The following is a 20,056-nucleotide window of genomic DNA, read 5'->3' on the forward strand; positions in this document are numbered from 1 at the left end:
GAATGGCGGGCGACATCAAATCGGAACGGTGGGCGAGATCATTCCGGAATCGTGGGCGACATCGAGCGGAATCAGCACCCCTCCTGTGAACCTTTGGACCATCTGGCTCGAACGGCCAATCCGTGACCTGTATCCCCGGCATCTCTTTGCGAATAGAAGCGAGGATGTCCTCGCCCCGCTCACCAGAAGGAAGGACGATGAACACATCAGCCGGTGGGCATCCTCCACGATCATCGGTGACGTGGCGGCAGCATATGCGATTGATCGCCTGAATGATGGAGGCGGATAGCTGACGGCGGACCATGTGCTCCCGTAGGTTCGTCTGTCCCTTCCAAGTTGGATTGTCGAGCCAATCATCACCTTGAACGCCTTTGAGCGCAAAGAAGACGTTGGTTGGCCACGTCACCGCATCACGAAATGGCAGGCCGAAGATGACTGCCACATTGCAGTCAGCATAGGCGTTGCTTCCGTCCACTGCGCCCCAGTGAGCCTTGGCCACTTTTGCGAAGGGCATATCTCCGCTCTCGGGCAGTTCGTGCTCAACCGCTTTGTGGACACAGAAGAGTACTGAACGATCCGGCGTAAGGCGCTGTGTCAGGTCTTCAATGAGGCGCGGGAACCGGGTCTTCGCATTCTCGACCATGGCGGCTTTCCCGGTCCCTGACGAAGTCCGCGCCACATGTAGAGTGACGCTGGCGTAATTACGCACACCGGGGGGCGTTGGGATGATGTCAGCCCGGTCCTCCATAAGTTTGTAGATGAAATCCTCACGGGCAGTAGCGTCCAGCACCACAGGCCCCGGAGCATCCAAAGGCACGAGTAGCGCCGAGGAGTTGAGTGTAGGTTCGGTGCCTCGCAGCGCGAAATACGCATACTGATCGAGCACTGCCGCCGCAGCCCCCAGCGTCTTGTCTGTCTGCGTCGCAATGCGGTTGCGCTCCTTTACGTCAATCTTGCCCAGGTAGTGGTCATAGGGGAGCTTGAGCATCTCGGCGCGCAAGGCGGCTAGGTTGACAGGGCTGATTGGTGCCCCTTCCGTGCCCCAAGCCATACATGCGCCACCACCGAAGCCTGCACTGACACCAGCGTGATGGCCCAAGGCCACATAGAGTTGCTCAAGGGCCGCCACCTCAGCGGTGAAGCTGGACCGCAAGCCGTGAGGAATGAAACCTATGGCTTGGCCAAGACGGTCCACCTTTACTTGGCTCTCCTCGATGGCGTTGCAGAGAGCCTCGTCGATGATAGTAAGGAGACGTTTGCCGCCCTTCCAATTTGTCAGGCGATCCCACTGGCCAGCGCGTGTACTGGTGAGGGTCTGTGTGGCGTTCACGTATGCCTGATGGGTGATGACCACCACATCGCTTGCGTGGAGTTGCTCGTAGGTTGCTCGGTGTTCACTGTGATCAGCCACAGCAACCTGACGGCCAGCGAGGGCATTGATAGCAGCCACCATCTCATCGGCTTGGGAAATCAGGCGGGTGACGATGAGGATGCCCACAGGCGTCGATAGGGCGGTGGTAGCGTTCATCTCAGCTTGTAGCGCAGCGTACACCTTGGCACCCAGGGTCTTCCCTGAGCCTGTTGGGGGCCACAGGATACGCCAGCGGGGCGATACACCAGCGGCTGTGTCGAGGATTGCGGCTTGGTAGGTGTTGGCCATGGTAGTCCACAGGGCCTTCAGAGCGGCACTGGGTATGTTGTGGTAGGTGGTGGTCCATTCGTGAGCCAGACGGTGCACGAAGGTCTGCGGCGGCACGAGGGCGTATTGCCCGTGCAGGCCGATAAGGTCTGTCATGTAGTTTCCGAAGTTGGGATGGTGGGAGTGGAGCAGCTAAGGGCCACGGGGTGGCCAAGCTGAGCTAAAACGGACACCCGCCGCCACGAGGGGCAGGTATCAGGCAATTAATGGGGGGTAGAGCTCTAAAGAAGATACCTTATAGAAGTCTGGCCCCCATTCTTTAGCCAACATTTACAGTAACTTAGACTATTGCTAGCTGACTTGCCCTACAGTGGTAATATGAAGTTCCATCAAGGAATGTTACAGAATGGAATGCGGAGAGTTCCGCTTTTGAAGGGTCCTGAACTAACCCACACGACAGGGACACAGGAAATATCGGGAACTTGGACCATAGAGATTTACCCGATGTATCCCTGTAGTATCCCTGGTTTTGGTTAGAGGTTAGCAGCTAGCAAACCAACAAACTAACCTTGAAATTTTCGGGTAATTGCTTGCTGGTTGTTATCGTCCTCTGCTGTTTCTACTCGCTGGCAGCAAGTTCATCCAACACAGCCTCAGCCGTAGTGCCTGTAGCCAACTTCAGGACATCGATGGGCTTCAGGCGGGTGAATTTCATGATGGTGGCCAGTGCCGCCAGCTTCACCCGTGTCCCTGTGGGCCCCAACGCCAGCTTGAATACCTCTCTGAGAGCAGCTTCAGCCATCCCGGCATCTGTGTCTGGGACAGGGATGTTAGCTGCTGCTGTGCTCGCAACTGTGGAGGCTACTGCTGTCTCTGAGCGCCCCGGAGGCGTGGCTGGCAGTACCCCATCTGCCTTCAGGTGCTGGATGATCTTATCGGCCTGTGCATCGGCGACAGACCACATTCGCTCTGCTTCCTCTCTTCTCATCCCGTTTGGAATGCCTGTTCTGGTGAAGCGTGCAGGATTGGCTTTGCGGAGTTCCTGACTTCTGCTGTCCCGCTCGGACATCTTTGCCCTGAATACAGGGTCTGCCCACTTGGCCTTCATGGCCTCTGAGTGGGTCGGTGGATGCTTAGTCTTGCCTCTTGGTAGTCTTGCCATTGTGTTTTCTGTGTTCCTGTCAGGCGCAGTTTAGCGCCGCTGAGTGGTGTGTGTTCGTGTATTCAACGCCCGTGAGCGCCCCCTGCCCTGAGGATCCTCAGAAGCCCGCTGGTGCGTCTGTGACCATGCCTGCTGTAAGGGAGCGGATCAGCTACAGCCGCCTGTACGGCCCTCCTAAGGGCGCTGATGGGCGACCGCGGCCCCCTTTCCCTTCCTGTACGTAGGTTGATCTGCTAAGTGCTTGTATTTGTTGCATTCAGGCCGAATGACACGCTGTCGGGCGGTATCCTCGGTTCCCTAATGGGGTCAGCGGTCTCTCTTTCCTAGTGCGTAAGAGGCTTCGCCTGCTAAGCCTTTGAATTTGTTGCACTCGGGCCGAGTGTTACTCTCCTGTGCGCCCGATATTCGGCTAAGCCATTGATTTCACTCGGGGACCATGGGCATTTGGGGGCCATACAGCGCCGTTTAGAGGCGCGGCTGGTACTTCCAGCGAAGCACACCGCCCTGTTCAGCTCGGCAGGGGCCTTTGCCCTTTAGCCCACGATTTTTGAAGCCACGGGGGCCCGGTTGTTGGCCCAGGGGCCCCAGTGGGTCGCAGGGGCCCCGTTGGCTGCCCTTCCGTCCGAAAGGTTGGCGCTTGCTGTCTCCTGTGCGCCAGTTTCCCAGCTAAGCCACTGAACCTGTTGCATTCGAGGCCGAATGATCCGGCTGCCAGACGGGCCAGAGAACCTAACCTGGATATTGCTTTAATCTACATGACCGCGCGATGAGGCCGTCCGCTACGAACCTAGCAAGCCCCCGATGAGCTTGGCGCTTACGGCGCGAACAAGACGACCGCAGCGAGCGCGACGGTGCATAATCCCAGAAGAATAATGCCCGCGCGGAAAACAATCTCAGCCATGGCACCCCCACAGGTCCAGTCCTTAACCTAAAGTAAGCCCGGAACTATCCCGCAGAAAGTGCAGTTTGTGCCATCGCAATGTCCGTAAAAGTCCGGTGTCAGGACGCCGACAAGTGTTCAAGGTTGCGGCTAAGACTAAGCCGCAAAAAGGAAAATGAGGGCCGCCGCCGCGACCGCTATTGAAGCGTATCCGGCAATAGCAACCCAATCGCGCCGCGCTGACATGGCGGAATGCTGATCGTGTCCAGTCGAGCAACGTTGACGCAGATCAAACATCACTGGCCATCGGGCATGTCCGCTGCCATGAGCGCGATGGCTATCGGCCAGTCGTCGGCTCCCCTCTCTCCACAAACGGCCTGGCTCGGCTGCTCGGAGGGAAATCCGCAAAGCCCTAAGAGGCAAAAGGCGCTTGGATGCCGCAGAGTAAGACGGCCTCTGGGCCCCCACGGCACTGTTTCCGGATGCGCACTACGCTCAGGAAAGCCGGGCATAGCTCCTTTGCCTTTAGCCCTCGATTTTTGAAGCCAGGGCCCCACCTCGTTTCGCCCAGGGGCCCCATGTCGGCTCGGGGCCCTTCGCTGCCGAAAGGTTGGCCCTTGCTGTCTCCTGTGGGCACGATATTCAGCTAAGCCATTGAAGCTGTTGCACTCCGGCCCCAATAATGCACCTGTGGGGCCCATGCCCTTCGTGCTGCTCAGGCGCGTTCGAGGATGTTGGCGATAGATTGTGCGTACCACTGCCCCCCGCGTGCCGTAGGGATACCGCGTGCATTCAGCGCCTCAGCAATCTGCCGCAGCGTGCTTGGACCGGCTGTCATCGGATCGCTGCTAGGGCAGCAACAGCGCCAAGCGCGGAGCCGTAGGACGCTCCAACATCAGCTTGATTGCCGTGGGCGCATACGGGGTGCCGCCGCTTGTCGTGTGGCCAGCCTCAGCAAGGGCAGCAGCGATTTCCCGTAATGACCGTTTGCCGCCCTTGGGCCTCGCTCGTGCCAATCTGCGAGCCATCTCCACGGTCTCAGGCTTCTGCTCGGCGATAGACTTGCGCCCTTCCACCTTGACGCCGGTGCGCCGCTTTCGGTCCCGAGCACCCTTGAGTTTGGCCACAAGCATAGCCTTTTCGAACTCTGAGACGGCACCGAGAACCTGCCTGATGAGCCGAGCGGTTGGCGTGTCGTCCAGAAATGATGTTGGGCTGTCAGCGGCAATGAGGTCAAAGCCCCGAGCCTTGAGCATCGCAAAGCCAACCTCTTGCACCATGAGGTCACGGGCGAAACGGTTAGCTGTCTCGACAATGATGGTCTTGGTGCCGTTGGCCTCTAAGGCCTCCAACATTTCCGCAAAGCCGGGTCTGGTGTCGATAGGGTCGGAGCCTTTGACCGCTTCGTCATGGTAGGTGCCAGCCAACTCGATACCGGCGCGACGAGCGAACCCCTCGATAGCTTGGAGCTGCCTCCGGCCGCTGTCCTTGTCCTCGCCGATGTTTGCCGCCGAAGATGTTCTCAGATAGGCGAATGCCTTAATGGATCTTGTAGATTTTGCCATGGCTTGCGTTCTTAATTTGTATCTTATTCCTGAGATTTAAATACGGTCGATGTCGTTGGCAACTGCATTCTTCAGGATTGACACATTAATGTGTACACGTTTATGTGTATGTGTACACTAAGATGTGTGAGGCGGAATGTTTGAGAACAGGATCAAAGAATTTCGACAGGCGAAGGGCCTTACTCAGCGACAACTCGCTGAAGCGGCTGAGACAAGCCAACAGCAAATCCAACGCATCGAGGCGGGCAATCAACTCGCTCGGTTCGATTTAGCGGCGCGGATTTCGGCGGCCCTTGGTCAGCCAGTCACCAAAGTGTTTCCGTCAGCCGAGCCAGCGTTAGCTCGCTTGAAAAGGGATTTTGCCACGCACGATGACGAGGAAGCCAGCAAGGAGATGGAGATGGCTGGGCTCGACGTCGAGCCGAATGTTTGGACCGTCAAATTCCGTCTGCGCGGGGGCGCTGAGGGGGATTTTTCCATTTCTGGACCAGACAAGCACCGCTTGAACCGTATCCTTCACGATCAGGGTGACAGCGGCTTCGTTGTCTTGCCCTCCATTGATCGACAGTACGCGTTGAACCTGAAACACCTGACTTTCTGCCAGTTGTTGTTTGATGGTCCTTCTCCGGAATACGCTCCCCCGAGCGAGAGAAGCTACGAGGTCCAATTCTATCTCACGGATCAACGAGACCCGCTGGTGTTCGAGGCCGAGCCGGATACGCGTCTGCTCGAACATGAAGAAGATCCTGAACCGCTCTCTGTTCAACTTCAGGACCTCTTCTACTACGCCGAGATGGGCGTGGATGACCGGCGTCTCAGTTTCGTTGATCTGGATGGTGAGACCGCGTTCTTCCGGCCCGATGACGTGAGCATGTTCTCCGTTCCCATTTGGTTGATTGAACCGAACGTCTCGGACGACGCGGAAGATGAGACGGGGGGCGACAAGGATGGTTGAGCATCAATTTGGCGGACCATGGACCGAACTGAAACTCGATGCGGTTTGCTATTATTTGGAGTGTTACACCAAAGCCCTGAGCCAACGTAGGTTCGACTTATGGTTCGTGGATGTGTTCGCGGGGACGGGCGAGCGCACCAGTGAACGGCTCACAGGAGGGCTGCTAGAGAGCCAGCCCATGCAATGGGTCTCGGAAACGTTGCCAGGTTCTGCAAAACGAGCTTTGAACATCCGCCCGCCTTTCACGCACTTCATCTTCAATGAGAGCAAGCGGAAACATCAGAAGGCACTGCAAGCAATCAAAGACGCAAATCCCTCGCTCGACATCGAAATCATCGGGCAGGACGCGAACGCTGCCATTACCGAGATTTTTTCTCGCCCGGTCTGGCGGCGTGGAAGCAACGGGGGTGCGCGTGCCGTCGTTTTCTTGGACCCGTATGCTTTGCAGGTTGACTGGGCAACGCTTGAGCTTTTGGCGAAAACGCAGTGTGTGGACGTTTGGTATCTATTTCCGCTTCACGACGTGACGCGGCAACTTGCAAAGAAACTCAGCGGAGTGGGTCCGAAGGAGAAGCGTCTCGACAAGGTCCTGGGGGTAGCTTGGCGGCAACTATATGAGCTTCCGCTGCCTACAAACCAAATGTACTCACGTACTCTGTTTGGCTCTATTCCAGAGTTCGCCGAAGAGGAATACCGGAACGCTACCAAGGCGCAGATCGAAACGTGGTTCAAATCGCGGCTCGAAAAAATGTTTCCCTACGTTTCGGAGCCGCTGCCTCTTTTCACCAACATCAAGCAGCAGAAATTTTCACTATTTTTGGCAGTTGCCAACCCAAGCGCGCCAGCGATCAACCTAGCCCAGAAATTCCATCGTCATGTTTTGAAAAACTACGCTCCGAAGGCATCTCGTCATACGTTCGCCCATTGAGCGTCCTTCCCGCGGCCTTTTTGTTTTTGCCACCCCATTGTTTGAAGAAGAAGGCTGTCCCCGTTTTTCGGCACATCTCCTCAATCTCGCGAACCCAGATAGGGTTCATGGGGCGCGCACTGGGCCCGCTTTCTCCCCCGACAATGGCCCAATCAATACTGGTGAAATTCGCCTCCGCCACCGACCCTATGAGAGGTTCAAGGGAAACAAATCGAACGGCCGCAGGTACTCGGCGGAGGTCGTCGAGCCTGAAGAGGACACGATTGTCTTCCACGCTCGTACCGAGCCAGACGTTGGGAAGGACTGCGAAGGGCTTCTGCGACAAGATGTCTGCCATCCGGTCCGGGCGCTTGGTCAGGATTTGGTATGTGTGTCTTGGCGTATCCCGCATCGTTGCCCAAACGCGGGCGATGAACCGAGCGGGCACGTCTGCATGGAACAAGTCGGACATTGAGTTGACAAAGACCCGACGAGGCCTCGCCCATGCCTTCGGGGTCTCGATTGAGCTGTGGTCTAGCCGGATTTTGCCGGTCCATACCCACCGTTTGCCGCTTCGTCTGGTCAGCCCTCGGTATTTGGTTTGACCCATCGCATCGAGGCGCGCTGCCATGCGCATGGCATAGCAGTTTGTGCAACCGGCAGTCAGAACCGTGCAACCAGCGACGGGGTTCCAGGTAGCATCGGTCCATTCGATAGACGTTTCAGCCATGCCAGTTCCTGTTGTGTTGAGGACAGGTGACGACCCACTCAAGGCGACCAACCGCACGAGCTATGATCGACTTTTCACGAATACAAAACGCTGCTACAAAAGCCTATCACCGGGGAACAAATTAGCTAGGTTTATCAAAGGCAAGGCTGGCAGACGGCGGTACCCACCCAACCGTATCGTCGCAGCCGATCGGACGCTGATTTCACGTCCGCTTCGTCGTCCTTGCCCTTGACGCGACGGCCGCCGGAGGTTTCCTTCGCGGTGGTTATCGCTGCGCCGGACATCTGGTAACAAGCTCCCGTGCCAAAGCATCCATTTCCTTCCGCGGGCCGCGGACCGCAGCCTTCCCGCGCCGCCCAGTTGCTCGAGCGCGCCGAGCTGGCGCTGCGGATGGGGCAGCTCGCCGAGGCCGAGCAACTCGCAGGCGAAGTCCTGCGCGCGAGCCGCACCGATACCGCCGCCGCCTCGCTGCTCGCCCGCGCCCTGCTGGCGCAGAACCGCGCCGCGGAGGCGATCGCGCCGCTCGAACGGGCGGCGCGTCGCGGTAGCGATGCGGGCATCGAAACCCTGCTTGGCGCGGCGCTTGGCGGCGCCGGACGCCATGCGGAAGCAATCGAGCAATTGCGCCAGGCCATCGCGCGGCGCCCGCCCTTTTTGCCGGCCTTCAAGGAACTGGCCGGCCAGCTTGGCGCGGCCGGACATGTCGAGGAGGCCATCGCCGTCCTCAAGAGCGCGCTTGCGCTGGCGCCAGCCAGCCTCGATCTGGAGCTGGACCTGGCGTGGATGCACCTGCTCCGCAACGAGCGTGAGCCGGCGCGCGAGATCCTGTCGCGGGCGAGCCGGGCCGCGCCCGGGCGTCCGGAGATCCTGGCTGCGCTGGCGCGCATCCTGCTGTTCGACGGCGACTATGCCGCCGCCGCCGACATCTACCGGCAGGTGCTGAGGCTGCTTCCCGACGATGCGATGACGCGCGCCGATCTCGCCACATGCCTGCTTGAAATGGGACAGCGCGAAGCCGGCGAGGCCGAGCTGCGCAAGGCGATGCGCAGCTCGCCGCAGATGCTCGGTCGAACCACCTCGGCGCTCTCGAATTCATCGCACGGCCGGTTCTTCCTGCGGCCGAGCGCGGTTGCGAGATTCCTGCAGCAGGACAAGGCGTGAGCCTGCCTGCTGGCGAGCGAGGCTAGGCCCGGAATTGCCGCCGGTAGACGCCGGTTTCGCGGCTGACCGACTTGGTCAGCTCATGCACCCGCTGCGTCTCCTCCGCGCTGAAAGGCGCGGTCTCCACGACCCAGTCTTCCCGCTTCACCGGCACGCATTGCGCAACCGGCGTGCCCTTCGGCAGCGTGCCGGTGAAATTCACATCGTGCCAATGTGCCGGGAAATGAATCCAGGTGTCGCGGTAGCGGTCGCAATCGACCAGGCCGGTCAACGTGGTGAACGGCAGATCGAAGCGGTTGAGCGGATGCGTGAACAGCAGCGAGTAGCCCTCCGGCGCCTCGATACTCCACAAATTGTGAAACTTGATCACGAACCGGTCGGGCTCGAACAGCGGCGAGCCCGTGACCTGGCTCGAGTCATGGAATCCGATGGGTGAGCGCGGGAAATCGAGCTCCCCGCCGGGCGGGATATCGTTGTCCCAGGTGATCTCGCCATTGTCGAACCTGAGATCGCACATCAGCGGAATCAGGAAGCCGCTGGTCATGGCGTCGACGAAGGGGGGACAGCGCTTGACCGTATTGTCGTCGCGCATGTTGAGCGCGTTGAAGGCCTGGGTCGGCATCGCCTTGAGCCAGTCGGGAAGGCCAAACGAAGCCGGGATTGGCGGGGGCAGCTTGCCCTCGAGTTCCGCCGGGCAGCGGAATTTGAGCTTCATCGTCTTGTTGGGGTCGGGCACGGTTCTCGCTTTTGGTTGGCGCGCGCTGGTCGGCCGCAGCTTCGCGCCCGATCTAGCATGTTCCGCTGCAGCCGCGAAGCGATTGCCGGGCAGGGGCGAGAAGGGACATCGCAGCTGGTTTCTGCCCATTCCGCCCGAAACCGCGCACCCCCGTAACGCGCGCCATCTCGTCCGCTTGCCATTCCGCCGCCGCTCACTCACTATCCCACGAAACGACGCCTTGGGGGGACGCATGGGGATCGCGGGTTCAAGGACTTTCTCGTTTGCGCTCGTGTCAGCGATGGGGCTCGCGGTTGCGCTGCTGCCGACCAGCAGCGAGGCCTATACTGACGAGGAGCAGCAGGCCTGCACGCCTGATGCGTTCCGGCTTTGCGGTCCGGAGATCCCGGACGTCGACCGCATCACGGCCTGCATGATCCGCAACAAGGCGCAGCTCTCGCCGGCCTGCCGCGCGTTCTTCCGCAGTCCCGAGCGGGAAGACGTCGCGGAGCGATCGGTGCGGCGGCCGGCGGCCACACACAGGAAGCCGCACAAGGCGAAGAAGCCGGTGAAGCCCGCGGCGAGCTGACGCAGCCGCGTTCCGCGCGCGCGCATGGCGGATCATCGAAAACGCTGCGGCGCGACAGACTGACGCCTTGTGACGCTGTCACGCAGCATCATCTTTCCTGATTGTCGTCGCGACATCCTTCTCGCCATGCGCGGGAATCGATCAGGAGAGATACGTTGAGCGAGTTCTACAAGCTGGAAATCGATCGGCACTTCGCCCGGCTCGAAGCCAGGCTGCCACCGTGGCCCGCGCGGTTCGTTGCGTGGCTGCGCAGGCCGTCGTCGCGCTATGTGCGGATTCCACTCGCAATCCTCTTGATCTTCGGCGGCATCTTCAGCTTCCTCCCGGTGCTTGGACTCTGGATGCTGCCGCTTGGACTCCTTTTGTTCGCGCAGGATGTGCCACCCTTGCAGAAGCCGACCGCGCAACTGCTCGGCTGGATCGAGCGCAAATGGCTCGAACGCCAGCGCGCAAGGCGCGCGCGCTGACTGGCATCAATGGCTAGTGCAGCACTTTGAGAGCGCCGTGCAGCGGCTTGTTTTGACTCGCCTTATCGCGACGAGGAAGGCTCTCGTCATCAGATCAAAGCAGCGATTGGATCGCTTCCATTTCCGGTTGTGCGATCGCGAAGTGTGACTCAAAAGCCAGAACGCACCGGTAATTCCGGCAACTTTGCGAATTGCAAGAAATTTTTCTTTCACGAATCAGCGCGCTGATTCATTTTCGCCGCCTGGGGTCAATGTGGAGGCCAAGGTATGAACGTTATTGTTTTCGCTTCGCGTAAGGGGGGCTCGGGAAAAAGTACCCTGGCTGCCCACCTTGCCGCGCAAGTGCACAAGGCGACGAAGCCCTGTCTGATGATCGATGCGGATCCTCAGGGCTCGTTGACGCTCTGGCACAAATTGCGCGGCACCAACGAGCCGCCGATCAAGACGGCGGTGAACTCTGTGAGCGGAATCGTCGCGCAGGCCAAGCGCGATGGCATCGAATGGGTGTTCATCGACACGCCGCCGAATCTATCGACCGTCGTCGACGACGCCATCAAGAGTGCGACCATGGTGATCATTCCGGCGCGGCCGGGCGTATTCGACGTCAATGCCGTGCAGGAGACGATCCAAACCTGCCGTGCGTCGCGCAAGCCCTACGCCGTCGTAATCAACGGTGCCCCGGCGCCGCGTGATGGCGCCGAAAGCCCGATCGTCGCGATCGCGCGTGAAGCGCTGGCCAAGTTCCGTGCTCCGGTATGGAGTGGCCAGATCACCAACCGAGCCGATCTGTTGATGGCGCTCGGCCAGGGTGAAGGCGCCCGCGAATATTATGCGGAAGGCCGCGGCGCCGCCGAGATCAACCGTCTCTGGGCCGCGATCGAGCGTTCGATCAAGGCGATCCGCGGCACCGCATCCGCCTCCGGCGCGATGCACAAGCAGGCGGCGTAGCGACGCCGCCTTGCGAGACCGACTAAAAACGCGCGAGACTCGCGCGTTTTCTATTGGTGGCCAAAGAACCGGGAAGTCGTTCCGGGGCGTCCGAAGGACGAGCCTCGGATGCGCAATTGCGCATCGGGGAGTCTCGAGATTCCGGGGTCACGCGTCGCGTGCCCCGGAATGACGGTGCAAGTGGCGGCTGTTACGCCACCATCAGCAGGTAGAACACGATCACCGGCACCAGGGTCAGGATCACCGACCAGATGCCGACGGCCCACAAAATATCCTCGGTCGTGAAGCCCGGCCTCTCGACAAGTCCGGACCTCACGGCAATCGAACGCTTCTCAAACTTCACGACGCCCCCGCGATGTTCTTGTTCGCAATGGGGACATCGATACGCGACCCGCTTTAAGATCCCGGCCGCAATTTCGCTCGTATTTGACCACAGGTGCTACCACGGATTAACCACCGCGGCGCCTTGGGAGGGCGTTTCCGAGCGAAGCGGAAACCGGTTTGCGCGGAGAATGCGCGTCAGAACGACAGGCGGCCTCAGGTCGCGAGCCAATGATAGGTCATGACGGGCGCGAAGCCGATCAGCATGGCCCAGATCGCAAACGACGACACCAGCAGAATGTCATGCACCCGCTGCGCACGTTCGCTGGACGGATAGCGCGGATCGTGATCGATCGTGTTGGTCATTGGTCTCCCCCCGGAATTTGTTTGAGGAAGAGCAATACGCCGGAAAACTCTAAGGTCGGCCTCGCCGCCGCGCTCGATTTCGCCGGGATCCGGTGACCGCCCCTTAACCAAGCGGGCTGGAGGGTTTCGGGCCTGATATCAGCGCATGCCGCCCTGGTCCCTGATCGCACCGAGGTGTTCGTTGATGCGAAATACGATCAGGATGAACTCTGCGACGATGCGCGAGAACACGATGCCGACAATCACGCTGGCGATCGACGCCAGCAGCAGGATGAACCCGACGAATGGACTGATCGCCATCGCCGAGAGGCTCGACAGGATGCCGGAAATCCCGAACAGCACGATGACGCCGATCACCAGCCAGTAGAACGTCTTGATGATCGTGGGGGTGATGAAGCGGTCCCACTGAAACAGGTCCTGGAAATCGAACATCGGTGGTTCTCCCGGCAAGCCGATATGTGATTCGCGTCCAGATCATGGATGCGATGACAGGAAAGCGCACCCTCGATCTCGCCTCTTTGTTTGAGCAATCCCGCGCAAACGCTCCGCCTCCGGATCATGCCCCCCTCGCGGCCAAGGGCCAGCCCCGAACCAGGCGCCCGGCAAGCCAGGGGCGAGCTATGCGGCTGGGCCGGTTGTGATTGCCGCAAATAACGGCCACAATCGGGCTCCTTTCCCGCATATCCTCAACTCCATGACCACGCTGACCTTCGAAGACTTCAAACCCGGCCATTTCGGGACGTTCGGCCCGCGCCACGTCTCGCGCGAGGAGATCCTCGCCTTTGCCGCCGAATTCGACCCGCAGCCGATGCATCTCGACGAGGAGGCGGCCAACCGGTCGATGCTCCGCGGCCTGTCCGGCTCGGGCTGGCACCTCGGCTCCCTGATGATGCGGATGCTGTGCGACGGCTTCATCGGCCGCACCGCTTCGCTCGGCTCGCCCGGCGTCAACGAGATGCGCTGGATGGCGCCGCTGCGTCCGGGCGACGATCTGACGCTGGACGTGGACGTCATCGAGGCGCGCGTCTCGAAGAGCCGTCCCGAGACCGGCATCGTCACCTTCAAGGGCACGATCCGCAACGCCAAGGGCGAGGTGCTGTGCGACATGGAGTCGCCGATCATCGTCAGCCGCCGTGACGGCGCAAAGGAATAGAGACCGCATGCGTTTCTTTGAGGACATCGAGATCGGCGCACGGCGCGACTTCGGTTCGTTCACCTTCACCGCCGAGGACATCAAGCGCTTTGCGGCGCAATTCGATCCGCAGCGCTTCCACCTCGACGAGGAGGAGGGACGCAAGTCGCTGTTCGGCGGGCTGGCCGCGTCGGGCTGGCACGTCGCGGCAGTCTGCATGAAACTGCTGGTCGCCGACGGCAAGCGGCTGGCGGAAGAGGCGGCCCGTCGCGGCGAGACGGTCGCGACGTGGGGCCCCTCGCCAGGCTTCCGCGAGTTGCGCTGGCTCCGCCCGGTCCTGGCCGGCGACACCCTAAGCTTCTCCAACCAGGTCGAGACCAAGCGGACCTCGTCGAGCCGGCCCGAATGGGGCATCCTGCAGGCGCGCAACACCGGCACCAATCAGCGCGGCGAGGTGGCGTTCTCGTTCCTCGCGACCGCCTTCGTGCCGCGGCGCGGCACCGGTTCCTGATGTTGCATCGGTGCATCTGATCTGTTGCACGAACGCCATGGTTAGCAGATTACTTCTGCGCGCCTGCGCGGTTGTGCATTGCCAGGAACCTATTTTTTGCTAACGCATTCTGAACCTTTGTCCCTGCCTATGATTCCGGGCAAGAACCTCAGGGGATGAGCATGGCAGATCGCAGCGCGCTGAAGCTGGTCGGCATTATTTTCGCAACGGTGACGCTGGTGGTCATGCTGGCCACCGGGATGATCGTGAAGGGCTTTGCCGACGGCAATTATTCGCTCGACAGCAGCGCGAGCATCAATCGCTGATTGACGGCCGGATAAGCATGCGCCCGCTGGCTGATCCGGGCGCAGGCCCTGGCTGCATACGCTAGCGATTCCAGATCAGCACCAATACGACCGTCACGGCCGCCAGCAATCCCACAAACCGGATCATGATCGTCCCGACGTTCTGCTGCGACTGACGCAGCGGAATGGGATCGGTGTTGTCCGGTCGAACGCTCTGCATGGATTGGATCCTTACGCAAATTCCGGCCGCCTCGGCGCGGGGCCGGTGCTTGGTCGCGGTCTTCGCAACTAAAGTTCAAATCAATTTCAGAAAGCATTGACAGTGCAGCGTTTCGGCCGCGTTAACCGCACCCGGCCGGCGCGAAATATACATGAAAACCCAACCGCCGCACTCCCGCTTTCGGCAGGAGGCGGCGGATGTCAGTTTCAAGACAGGCCTGAAGCGCGATCACCGCGCTCCGGATCAGCTGTTGCGGAGGCCGTCGGCCGCGCGCTTCCACTGTGTGACGTTGTCGGCGATCATCCGCGTCGACTTCATCGCGGCCTGACTGAGCTGGGCATAGCCGGAGATTTCACGCTGCACGCGCTGGCCTTCGGCATGCAGGAGATCGCGCAGGCTCTCGAGCTCGGAGATCAGCTTCTCGATCTCGGCCAGCGAGGTGCCGGCCACGCGCTGGATCAGCGAGTTGACGTTGTTGACGGTGGCGTCGGTGTTCGGCTCGAGCGGCACGGTCTCCGGGCCGGCCACGGGCCGCCGCAAATAGGCGATATCATTGCGCACGAAGTCCCGGATTCCGGCCTCGACCTCGGACACCGCAGCAAGGTTGCTGTCGACCTCCGGGTTCGATTCGGCCTCTTCGGAACGATTGGTAACGTTCATCGGCTTTCCCCTGGTTCGCATGGCGAAGCGCGGCTGTCCCCCGCACGACGAATTGATTGAATTGCCGACCCATCAGTCCCGCGGAATTTGACCGCATCTAGGCCAAGTTGCGGCAATGATTGATCATTAGCACGACAGGGCTAATGAAACCTTCACCATGTGCGCTTGAAGCCGGCGGTGATGCTCTTGTTCGTGGCGCCCTGCGCGGTCTCGCCGACAGATCCCGACACCGTGACGCCGTCGAACAGTTTCTGCTCGGCTCCGATCCGGCGCAGCCATTTGTCGTCGAAGGTCGAGGTCTGGCCCGCGACGATGCTGGTGCCGGTGTCGTTGACCGACAGCTTCGCCGACTGCTCGGTGTCGTAGCTGCGCGACGGACGGCTGATGATGCCGGGCATCTGCACCACGCCTTGCTGGGTCATGTTGATGCCGTTCTGCAGCGTGACCGAGTACTGCTCCGACAGCGGCATCTGCTTGCTCATGGAGGTGCCGATCTTGCTCTGGTCGGCGCCGGGGTCGACGCGGGCTTCGACCGAGGTCTTGTCCCAGATCGAGGCCACGCCGGGCGCGCTGACCGAGCCCCAGGCCGAGCCGCCGGATTGCGGCAGGCTGCCGCCATTGGCGAGCCGCTCCGAGAGTTGCTCCGATGTCGTCGTGCCTTGCCTGGCGACCGTCATGTCGACGCCAACGCGGGTGTCGAGGAACGGTGAGACCTGCTGCTTCACCGATACCCCCGATGTGCCGTTGGCGTTGAGGTTGGAGGACCAGGACGGATCGCCGCCGGCGTCGCCCGCCTTCGCCGCGCGCCGGGTTGCCGGCATCGGCAGGGTCGAGGCATCTGCGTTGAGCTGGCTCCAGTCGATCTTGCTCTCGTCGATATCCTTCATCAGGTCGGGGTCATTGGCGTCCGCCGCAGGCGCCGCCGCCTCTTCTGTCGCGTCCTCCGTCACGTCCCTGGTCGGAGCGGTCTGCGCGGCGGCCGCAAGCGCCATCGCCACGCTCAGGCCGGCCGCCAGCACCGGCAGCCTTGCCCAGCCAAATCTTGAAGAGGAGGTCATTCCCAGCCTGCGCATTCCAGGGCTGCAAAATGCGGTCGCTGTGGTGCGAAATTATGGCGGCGGGGGCGTCGAGACAAAGTGACGCCATGTCCGGGCACGAGCGCGCATGCGCGCTTGATGGCGCCGACATCCGCGACCCACTCGGGGCTGGCAAAGACAAGCCGCGGACGCCGCGCCGCCGTCCTTCGGACGGCTATGCCCGGACATGACGAACCGAAGCGTTTTCGAGCGAAGCGGAGACCGGTATGCGCGAGGAAAACGCGTCAATACAGGAATCTTCGGCCTCGTATCGCTTCCGTCGAGACGAGGCTCGAGGTCATATTGCCATGCGCGGCAGATGGATGGGGTAACCCACCGTCTGCTCGACGAGGTCGAAGGTGTCGACCAGCACGCGGAAGCTGGTCAGCCGCCCGGCCTTGAACTGCGCGAAATGCGCGACCCGTAGCGAGATCGGCTTGTTCGAATCGAGCGCGGTCAGCGAATAGCGCATCATCGAGGATGCCGAATCCACGCCCAGCATGATCGACTCGCGATCGAAGCGGTGGACCCGCACGTTCTCGCCGATCTGCCTGATCACTTCGAGAACGGCCTCCTTGCCCCGGCGCGCGCCGAAGAAGGGAAACATGTCGATCGGGCCGTAGATCGCCCATTCCACCTCGTCGTCGAGCAGGGGCTCGAGGTCGTCAAGCTGGCGTTCGTTGATCGCGCGATGAAATGCGCGCGAGAAACGCCAGAGGCTATGCTCTGTCATTTGCCGTGTTCCTGAAACTGGATTGCCAAGCAGCAAGGGCGGACGGCGTCAGCGGCGACGCGGTGACCAGGTTGCTGCACTTCACTATTGCGACCCGAAATAGGGTGCGCCGGCAAAAACGCAATTGCGAATTATGCATTGCACAATTGCAGGCAAATCCGCGGAATTATGAAATCATTCCCTTCACCGGGGCGCTTTGGCGGTCGCGCTGGCGCACCGGCTTCCGCCCGATCGCGATCTCGGCGTCCCGGATCGCGATCACGGCGAACAGCAGGGCGCCTCCGATGCCGCCGATTGCCGCGCCCAGCGGCATGCATGTGAAGAACACCAACATGCCGCTATAGCCTTCAAAATCCGTGGTTTTGAAGATTTCGACCCAGGCGAGCCCGGCGCTGATGCCGAGCGTCGCACCACCGAGGGCGCCCAGTGCAAGGCCAAGCAGCGCCAGCAACGCGATTTTCATGATCGTTTTTCAGCCCCGGCCGCCCGCAATAGGCCCTGTGATTGGTCGGCGCCGGGCCGCTCAGGTTCAAGCCCCGCGCCGATTTGGTCGGGTGGCCCAATTCGGAATTCCGTATGCGAGTTTCGCGGCTTCCAGGCTGCAGGGCTGTCCAAGAGGCGTCAGATGACCGCGTCCCTCTTCCCGGTCAGCAAGGTCGCGACGTCGCGCTCCAGCACCTGCTGGACCAGGTCGAACGTGTCGATCACCTCGCGGACCTCACAGATCCTGCCGTCGCGGAAGGTGTAGAACACCGCGACGTCGAACTGCACCATGCGGCCATTGCCGCGCTTGCGGAGGAACACGCGCAGCTGTGCGGCAACCCTGTCGCCCTCCGCGACGAGGATCGGCGCCTCGTAACGCATGTCGGAATAGCGCTTGTGGATGGTGGTCCACATCTGGCGCAACGCGGCCTTGCCGCGATGCCGGCCCAAATGCGGCAGGATGTCGATCGGCGCGTTGGCCATGAAGGCGATGTCGTCGGTGCAGCGGTCGAGCGCGCCCTCGATGCCGCCGGCGTAATAGACGTCGAGGAAATTCAGAACACGCTGCCGGTTCAGATTCTCGCCCAAGCTCAACTCCACCGGTTTCGCTCCGCACTGCGATCCCCCAGGGTCGCCCTTGCGATCCCCAGGGTCGCCCTTGCGATCCCCCAGGGTCGCCCTTGCGATCCCCCAGGGTCGCCCTTGCGATCCCCCAGGGTCGCCCTTGCGATCCCCCAGGGTCCGATCCCGTCTGCATCATGGACCGAACCGGCCCGCGATCAACCGGCAAGTGCATTAGACATTGGACGCACCCGATCGGCTTTGGTTCAGCGATCGGAGCGTTGTAATTCTGTGCTCACTCCAGCGGGGCGAGCTTGCGCGTCGCGAGATCGATCGTGAACCGTTTCGTCTTCTCGTACCCGGGCGGCACAAAGGCCTCACCGGGCGCGAGGTCGTAGTACAATTCCTCCGGCTTCGGAAAGCCTTGGCCGCATGCGGTGCGGATCGTCTCATCGTCGGCATAGTCGACGTAGACCGCGACCGTACCGGGCTGCTTGCCTGCGGCGAGCCTGGAGACGCCGAAATATTTCGGTCCCTCGTTGCAGGTCACGACATTGGAGCCATAGGCCCCAACGCTGTCTTCCGCGTTGAGGAGGAAATCGAACGAGATGTCGATGCCTTTGCCGGGCTTGTTCGCGAATGCCATTTGCGCGACGCCGCTTTCGAGGTGACCCTGGCCCATGTGGCCGGTCAGGCAGATCAGAAGATCCTGCCGCGTGTCCTTCGGCAGGGTGATGCAGTCATGACCCTGCGCACCCGGCAGGAAGCGGATGAAGCGATCGGTCTTGCCGTCCTGTTCGAACAGGGCGACGCCGCCGAATTCGTTGACATGCGCCTCGCACGCGCTCTCGTAGATGACCACGAGGAGCGCGTTGCCTGACGGGAGGAAGCGCCCGCTGTAGCGCTCTCCGGTCAGCTTGACGTCGCAGACCCGGCCCGCCGCATTCGGATAGGCCCTTGCGCGCGTGCAGGTCGATCCCTTGATGTTGGCTGCGGCGCAGAAGGCCGAGAGCAGGGCGCGGTCGTTGTTCTGCGCCCGGGCCGGGCTCGCGCTGGCGATGGCCGCGCTGCAGAGAGCCAGGGCGACACGTAGCAGGTATCGATGGGGCATGATTGCTGAAAAGACCTGATCTGCAGTGTAGTCAAAGTTAGAGCATGATCATGAGACGCGCGCAGCGGCTTTCCGGTTCGCGCAGCGGGAACCCGTGGCCGGCCTGGCCGTTGATGCCGCAGACGATCATTTGGAGCCATCTCATGCGATCAGCCGTTCTCGCCGCCGCCATTGCCATCTCGGCACTTGCCATTGCCTCCCCCGCCGACGCCAAGGGCTGCATCAAGGGTGCCGTCGTCGGCGGCGTCGCCGGCCATTATGCCGGCCATCACGGCATGCTCGGCGCCGCCGCCGGCTGCCTCTATGGCCGCCATCGCGCCAAGGAGCACGCGCGCGACCAGGAGCAGCGTCAGCCGCAGCAGCAGGACAAGATGTAGCGCCGGACCAATCGTGAAGCGGGTTTCCCGGAACGCCGCCCGCGAGGGCGGCGTTGTCTCCTTGTAACGGAGACGATGATGACGAAACCAAAGACAAAAAACATCCAGCCCGTTCCCGACGACAATCAAAGCCACAAGGGCCCCGGCAGCGCGCCCGGTGTTCCCCTCGACACCACCAAGGGTCATCGCGACGACGAGAAGCACAACATCCGCGAGCAGGCCGCGCATGGCAACCTGACGCAGAACACCAGCAACAAGCGGTCGGGGTAGGGCAAGGCGGCGCGCGCCGCATCTCCCGATGTCGTCCTGGCGAACGCCAGGATGACGAGGAAAGTCCGATTCACGTATCAAACAGCGATGAGGATGTGCATTCGCATTCTCGCGGCGTGAACTGCCCGAGCTTTGCTTGTCGTTTCGCCGCTCTGTGAGGGCGCAGGGAAAGCCGGGTGCCGATCGCACCCATGGGCCCCGTGCAATGTAGAAAGCACGGGGGTAGGACCACA

The 20,056-nt window shown here is 61.3% G+C and carries 27 protein-coding genes; 11 read left to right on the forward strand and 16 right to left on the reverse strand.

The genetic code is table 11. The features are described from left to right. From JQ586_RS38645 to JQ586_RS38660, 4 genes are all read right to left on the reverse strand, one after another. A partial coding sequence (locus tag JQ586_RS38645) for a hypothetical protein (RefSeq protein ID WP_249148648.1) occupies positions 1-1,795 on the reverse strand: 1,795 nt, incomplete at its 3' end. A 463-nt stretch (positions 1,796-2,258) separates the two neighbouring features. After that, positions 2,259-2,801, reverse strand: coding sequence for a hypothetical protein (locus JQ586_RS38650; RefSeq protein WP_212399886.1), 543 nt, complete (start codon positions 2,799-2,801; stop codon positions 2,259-2,261). A gap of 1,595 nt (positions 2,802-4,396) precedes the next feature. Beyond that, the gene (locus JQ586_RS41265) at positions 4,397-4,519 is read right to left on the reverse strand and encodes a recombinase family protein (RefSeq protein ID WP_283815529.1); all 123 of its coding nucleotides are present in this window, start codon (positions 4,517-4,519) and stop codon (positions 4,397-4,399) included. 10 nt (positions 4,520-4,529) lie between these two features. Then, on the reverse strand, positions 4,530-5,246 hold the full coding sequence (locus JQ586_RS38660; RefSeq protein WP_212399887.1) for a recombinase family protein: 717 nt from the start codon (positions 5,244-5,246) through the stop codon (positions 4,530-4,532). A gap of 136 nt (positions 5,247-5,382) precedes the next feature. Between JQ586_RS38660 and JQ586_RS38665 the strand changes: the two genes are divergently transcribed. Beyond that, positions 5,383-6,201: a helix-turn-helix transcriptional regulator gene (locus JQ586_RS38665; RefSeq protein ID WP_212399888.1), complete on the forward strand. Its 819-nt coding sequence runs from the start codon at positions 5,383-5,385 to the stop codon at positions 6,199-6,201. Continuing rightward, positions 6,194-7,129, forward strand: a complete 936-nt coding sequence (tcmP, locus tag JQ586_RS38670) for a three-Cys-motif partner protein TcmP (protein WP_212399889.1) — start codon at positions 6,194-6,196, stop codon at positions 7,127-7,129. Before JQ586_RS38665 ends, tcmP begins: the two co-directional genes overlap by 8 nt. Here tcmP and JQ586_RS38675 read toward each other — a convergent pair. Beyond that, a complete protein-coding gene (locus JQ586_RS38675) occupies positions 7,050-7,838 on the reverse strand; it encodes a DUF5131 family protein (protein ID WP_212399890.1) in 789 nt (262 codons plus the stop codon). The genes tcmP and JQ586_RS38675 overlap by 80 nt on opposite strands. Positions 7,839-8,138: 300 nt before the next feature. Between JQ586_RS38675 and JQ586_RS38680 the strand changes: the two genes are divergently transcribed. After that, complete coding sequence (locus tag JQ586_RS38680) at positions 8,139-8,999, forward strand: tetratricopeptide repeat protein (RefSeq protein WP_312017083.1); 861 nt, start codon at positions 8,139-8,141, stop codon at positions 8,997-8,999. Between the two features lie 22 nt (positions 9,000-9,021). Here the strand turns inward: JQ586_RS38680 and JQ586_RS38685 are convergent, their stop codons facing one another. Continuing rightward, positions 9,022-9,714, reverse strand: a complete 693-nt coding sequence (locus JQ586_RS38685) for a hypothetical protein (RefSeq protein WP_212399908.1) — start codon at positions 9,712-9,714, stop codon at positions 9,022-9,024. A gap of 253 nt (positions 9,715-9,967) precedes the next feature. Here JQ586_RS38685 and JQ586_RS38690 point away from each other — a divergent pair, with 253 nt between their 5' ends. The 3 genes from JQ586_RS38690 (at position 9,968) to JQ586_RS38700 (ending at position 11,718) form a co-directional block, all read left to right on the forward strand. Further along, on the forward strand, positions 9,968-10,303 hold the full coding sequence (locus tag JQ586_RS38690; RefSeq protein WP_249148649.1) for a hypothetical protein: 336 nt from the start codon (positions 9,968-9,970) through the stop codon (positions 10,301-10,303). Positions 10,304-10,458: 155 nt separating this feature from the next. Then, positions 10,459-10,770 carry a hypothetical protein gene (locus JQ586_RS38695; protein ID WP_212399891.1) on the forward strand — a complete coding sequence of 104 codons (312 nt, stop codon included), beginning with the start codon at positions 10,459-10,461 and terminating at the stop codon, positions 10,768-10,770. A 267-nt stretch (positions 10,771-11,037) separates the two neighbouring features. Further along, positions 11,038-11,718 (forward strand): ParA family protein, encoded by a 681-nt coding sequence (locus JQ586_RS38700; protein WP_212399892.1) that lies wholly within the window; start codon positions 11,038-11,040, stop codon positions 11,716-11,718. Positions 11,719-11,908: 190 nt separating this feature from the next. Here JQ586_RS38700 and JQ586_RS38705 read toward each other — a convergent pair whose 3' ends face one another. The 3 genes from JQ586_RS38705 to JQ586_RS38715 all read right to left on the reverse strand — a co-directional run bounded on the left by JQ586_RS38705 (position 11,909) and on the right by JQ586_RS38715 (position 12,837). Further along, complete coding sequence (locus JQ586_RS38705; protein WP_212399910.1) at positions 11,909-12,061, reverse strand: hypothetical protein; 153 nt, start codon at positions 12,059-12,061, stop codon at positions 11,909-11,911. Between the two features lie 194 nt (positions 12,062-12,255). Next, positions 12,256-12,405, reverse strand: a complete 150-nt coding sequence (locus tag JQ586_RS38710; RefSeq protein ID WP_212399893.1) for a hypothetical protein — start codon at positions 12,403-12,405, stop codon at positions 12,256-12,258. Between the two features lie 138 nt (positions 12,406-12,543). Next, entirely contained in the window at positions 12,544-12,837 is a 294-nt protein-coding gene (locus tag JQ586_RS38715; protein WP_212399894.1) for a DUF4282 domain-containing protein, read from the reverse strand. Between the two features lie 262 nt (positions 12,838-13,099). Here JQ586_RS38715 and JQ586_RS38720 point away from each other — a divergent pair, with 262 nt between their 5' ends. The 3 genes from JQ586_RS38720 (at position 13,100) to JQ586_RS38730 (ending at position 14,353) form a co-directional block, all read left to right on the forward strand. Then, complete coding sequence (locus JQ586_RS38720) at positions 13,100-13,558, forward strand: MaoC family dehydratase (RefSeq protein ID WP_212399895.1); 459 nt, start codon at positions 13,100-13,102, stop codon at positions 13,556-13,558. 7 nt (positions 13,559-13,565) lie between these two features. After that, positions 13,566-14,048, forward strand: coding sequence for a MaoC family dehydratase (locus JQ586_RS38725; RefSeq protein ID WP_212399896.1), 483 nt, complete (start codon positions 13,566-13,568; stop codon positions 14,046-14,048). Between the two features lie 161 nt (positions 14,049-14,209). After that, entirely contained in the window at positions 14,210-14,353 is a 144-nt protein-coding gene (locus JQ586_RS38730; RefSeq protein WP_212399897.1) for a hypothetical protein, read from the forward strand. 61 nt (positions 14,354-14,414) lie between these two features. On the opposite strand, the gene JQ586_RS38735 is transcribed toward JQ586_RS38730, so the two are convergent. From JQ586_RS38735 to JQ586_RS38765, 7 genes are all read right to left on the reverse strand, one after another. Then, on the reverse strand, positions 14,415-14,552 hold the full coding sequence (locus tag JQ586_RS38735) for a hypothetical protein (RefSeq protein WP_212399898.1): 138 nt from the start codon (positions 14,550-14,552) through the stop codon (positions 14,415-14,417). 243 nt (positions 14,553-14,795) lie between these two features. Further along, positions 14,796-15,212, reverse strand: a complete 417-nt coding sequence (locus JQ586_RS38740) for a hypothetical protein (RefSeq protein ID WP_212399899.1) — start codon at positions 15,210-15,212, stop codon at positions 14,796-14,798. 152 nt (positions 15,213-15,364) lie between these two features. Beyond that, on the reverse strand, positions 15,365-16,270 hold the full coding sequence (locus JQ586_RS38745) for a hypothetical protein (protein WP_212399900.1): 906 nt from the start codon (positions 16,268-16,270) through the stop codon (positions 15,365-15,367). A gap of 316 nt (positions 16,271-16,586) precedes the next feature. Then, on the reverse strand, positions 16,587-17,021 hold the full coding sequence (locus JQ586_RS38750; RefSeq protein WP_212399901.1) for a nuclear transport factor 2 family protein: 435 nt from the start codon (positions 17,019-17,021) through the stop codon (positions 16,587-16,589). 166 nt (positions 17,022-17,187) lie between these two features. Continuing rightward, positions 17,188-17,484 (reverse strand): hypothetical protein, encoded by a 297-nt coding sequence (locus tag JQ586_RS38755; protein ID WP_212399902.1) that lies wholly within the window; start codon positions 17,482-17,484, stop codon positions 17,188-17,190. Between the two features lie 158 nt (positions 17,485-17,642). After that, positions 17,643-18,092 carry a nuclear transport factor 2 family protein gene (locus JQ586_RS38760; RefSeq protein ID WP_212399903.1) on the reverse strand — a complete coding sequence of 150 codons (450 nt, stop codon included), beginning with the start codon at positions 18,090-18,092 and terminating at the stop codon, positions 17,643-17,645. Between the two features lie 268 nt (positions 18,093-18,360). Next, entirely contained in the window at positions 18,361-19,176 is an 816-nt protein-coding gene (locus tag JQ586_RS38765) for a hypothetical protein (RefSeq protein ID WP_212399904.1), read from the reverse strand. Positions 19,177-19,319: 143 nt separating this feature from the next. On the opposite strand from JQ586_RS38765, the gene JQ586_RS38770 reads away from it, so the two are divergent. Together JQ586_RS38770 and JQ586_RS38775 are read left to right on the forward strand one after the other, a co-directional pair. Beyond that, entirely contained in the window at positions 19,320-19,553 is a 234-nt protein-coding gene (locus JQ586_RS38770) for a hypothetical protein (protein ID WP_212399905.1), read from the forward strand. A gap of 78 nt (positions 19,554-19,631) precedes the next feature. Continuing rightward, positions 19,632-19,823, forward strand: a complete 192-nt coding sequence (locus tag JQ586_RS38775; RefSeq protein WP_249148650.1) for a hypothetical protein — start codon at positions 19,632-19,634, stop codon at positions 19,821-19,823. Positions 19,824-20,056 lie beyond the last annotated feature (233 nt).

Source organism: Bradyrhizobium jicamae (assembly GCF_018130215.1).
GTDB lineage: Bacteria > Pseudomonadota > Alphaproteobacteria > Rhizobiales > Xanthobacteraceae > Bradyrhizobium > Bradyrhizobium jicamae_A.

Bases quoted from the DNA above. Each gene is read 5' to 3' on its own strand.
- JQ586_RS38735 (WP_212399898.1), bottom strand. From the start codon at position 14,552: ATGCAGAGCGTTCGACCGGACAACACCGATCCCATTCCGCTGCGTCAG.
- JQ586_RS38715 (WP_212399894.1), bottom strand. From the start codon at position 12,837: ATGTTCGATTTCCAGGACCTGTTTCAGTGGGACCGCTTCATCACCCCC.
- JQ586_RS38750 (WP_212399901.1), bottom strand. From the start codon at position 17,021: ATGACAGAGCATAGCCTCTGGCGTTTCTCGCGCGCATTTCATCGCGCG.
- JQ586_RS38710 (WP_212399893.1), bottom strand. From the start codon at position 12,405: ATGACCAACACGATCGATCACGATCCGCGCTATCCGTCCAGCGAACGT.
- JQ586_RS41265 (WP_283815529.1), bottom strand. From the start codon at position 4,519: ATGACAGCCGGTCCAAGCACGCTGCGGCAGATTGCTGAGGCGCTGAAT.
- JQ586_RS38755 (WP_212399902.1), bottom strand. From the start codon at position 17,484: ATGAAAATCGCGTTGCTGGCGCTGCTTGGCCTTGCACTGGGCGCCCTC.
- JQ586_RS38740 (WP_212399899.1), bottom strand. From the start codon at position 15,212: ATGAACGTTACCAATCGTTCCGAAGAGGCCGAATCGAACCCGGAGGTC.
- JQ586_RS38685 (WP_212399908.1), bottom strand. From the start codon at position 9,714: ATGAAGCTCAAATTCCGCTGCCCGGCGGAACTCGAGGGCAAGCTGCCC.
- JQ586_RS38650 (WP_212399886.1), bottom strand. From the start codon at position 2,801: ATGGCAAGACTACCAAGAGGCAAGACTAAGCATCCACCGACCCACTCA.
- JQ586_RS38770 (WP_212399905.1), top strand. From the start codon at position 19,320: ATGCGATCAGCCGTTCTCGCCGCCGCCATTGCCATCTCGGCACTTGCC.
- JQ586_RS38765 (WP_212399904.1), bottom strand. From the start codon at position 19,176: ATGCCCCATCGATACCTGCTACGTGTCGCCCTGGCTCTCTGCAGCGCG.
- tcmP (WP_212399889.1), top strand. From the start codon at position 6,194: ATGGTTGAGCATCAATTTGGCGGACCATGGACCGAACTGAAACTCGAT.
- JQ586_RS38690 (WP_249148649.1), top strand. From the start codon at position 9,968: ATGGGGATCGCGGGTTCAAGGACTTTCTCGTTTGCGCTCGTGTCAGCG.
- JQ586_RS38720 (WP_212399895.1), top strand. From the start codon at position 13,100: ATGACCACGCTGACCTTCGAAGACTTCAAACCCGGCCATTTCGGGACG.
- JQ586_RS38725 (WP_212399896.1), top strand. From the start codon at position 13,566: ATGCGTTTCTTTGAGGACATCGAGATCGGCGCACGGCGCGACTTCGGT.
- JQ586_RS38665 (WP_212399888.1), top strand. From the start codon at position 5,383: ATGTTTGAGAACAGGATCAAAGAATTTCGACAGGCGAAGGGCCTTACT.
- JQ586_RS38660 (WP_212399887.1), bottom strand. From the start codon at position 5,246: ATGGCAAAATCTACAAGATCCATTAAGGCATTCGCCTATCTGAGAACA.
- JQ586_RS38700 (WP_212399892.1), top strand. From the start codon at position 11,038: ATGAACGTTATTGTTTTCGCTTCGCGTAAGGGGGGCTCGGGAAAAAGT.
- JQ586_RS38775 (WP_249148650.1), top strand. From the start codon at position 19,632: ATGACGAAACCAAAGACAAAAAACATCCAGCCCGTTCCCGACGACAAT.
- JQ586_RS38675 (WP_212399890.1), bottom strand. From the start codon at position 7,838: ATGGCTGAAACGTCTATCGAATGGACCGATGCTACCTGGAACCCCGTC.
- JQ586_RS38745 (WP_212399900.1), bottom strand. From the start codon at position 16,270: ATGACCTCCTCTTCAAGATTTGGCTGGGCAAGGCTGCCGGTGCTGGCG.
- JQ586_RS38730 (WP_212399897.1), top strand. From the start codon at position 14,210: ATGGCAGATCGCAGCGCGCTGAAGCTGGTCGGCATTATTTTCGCAACG.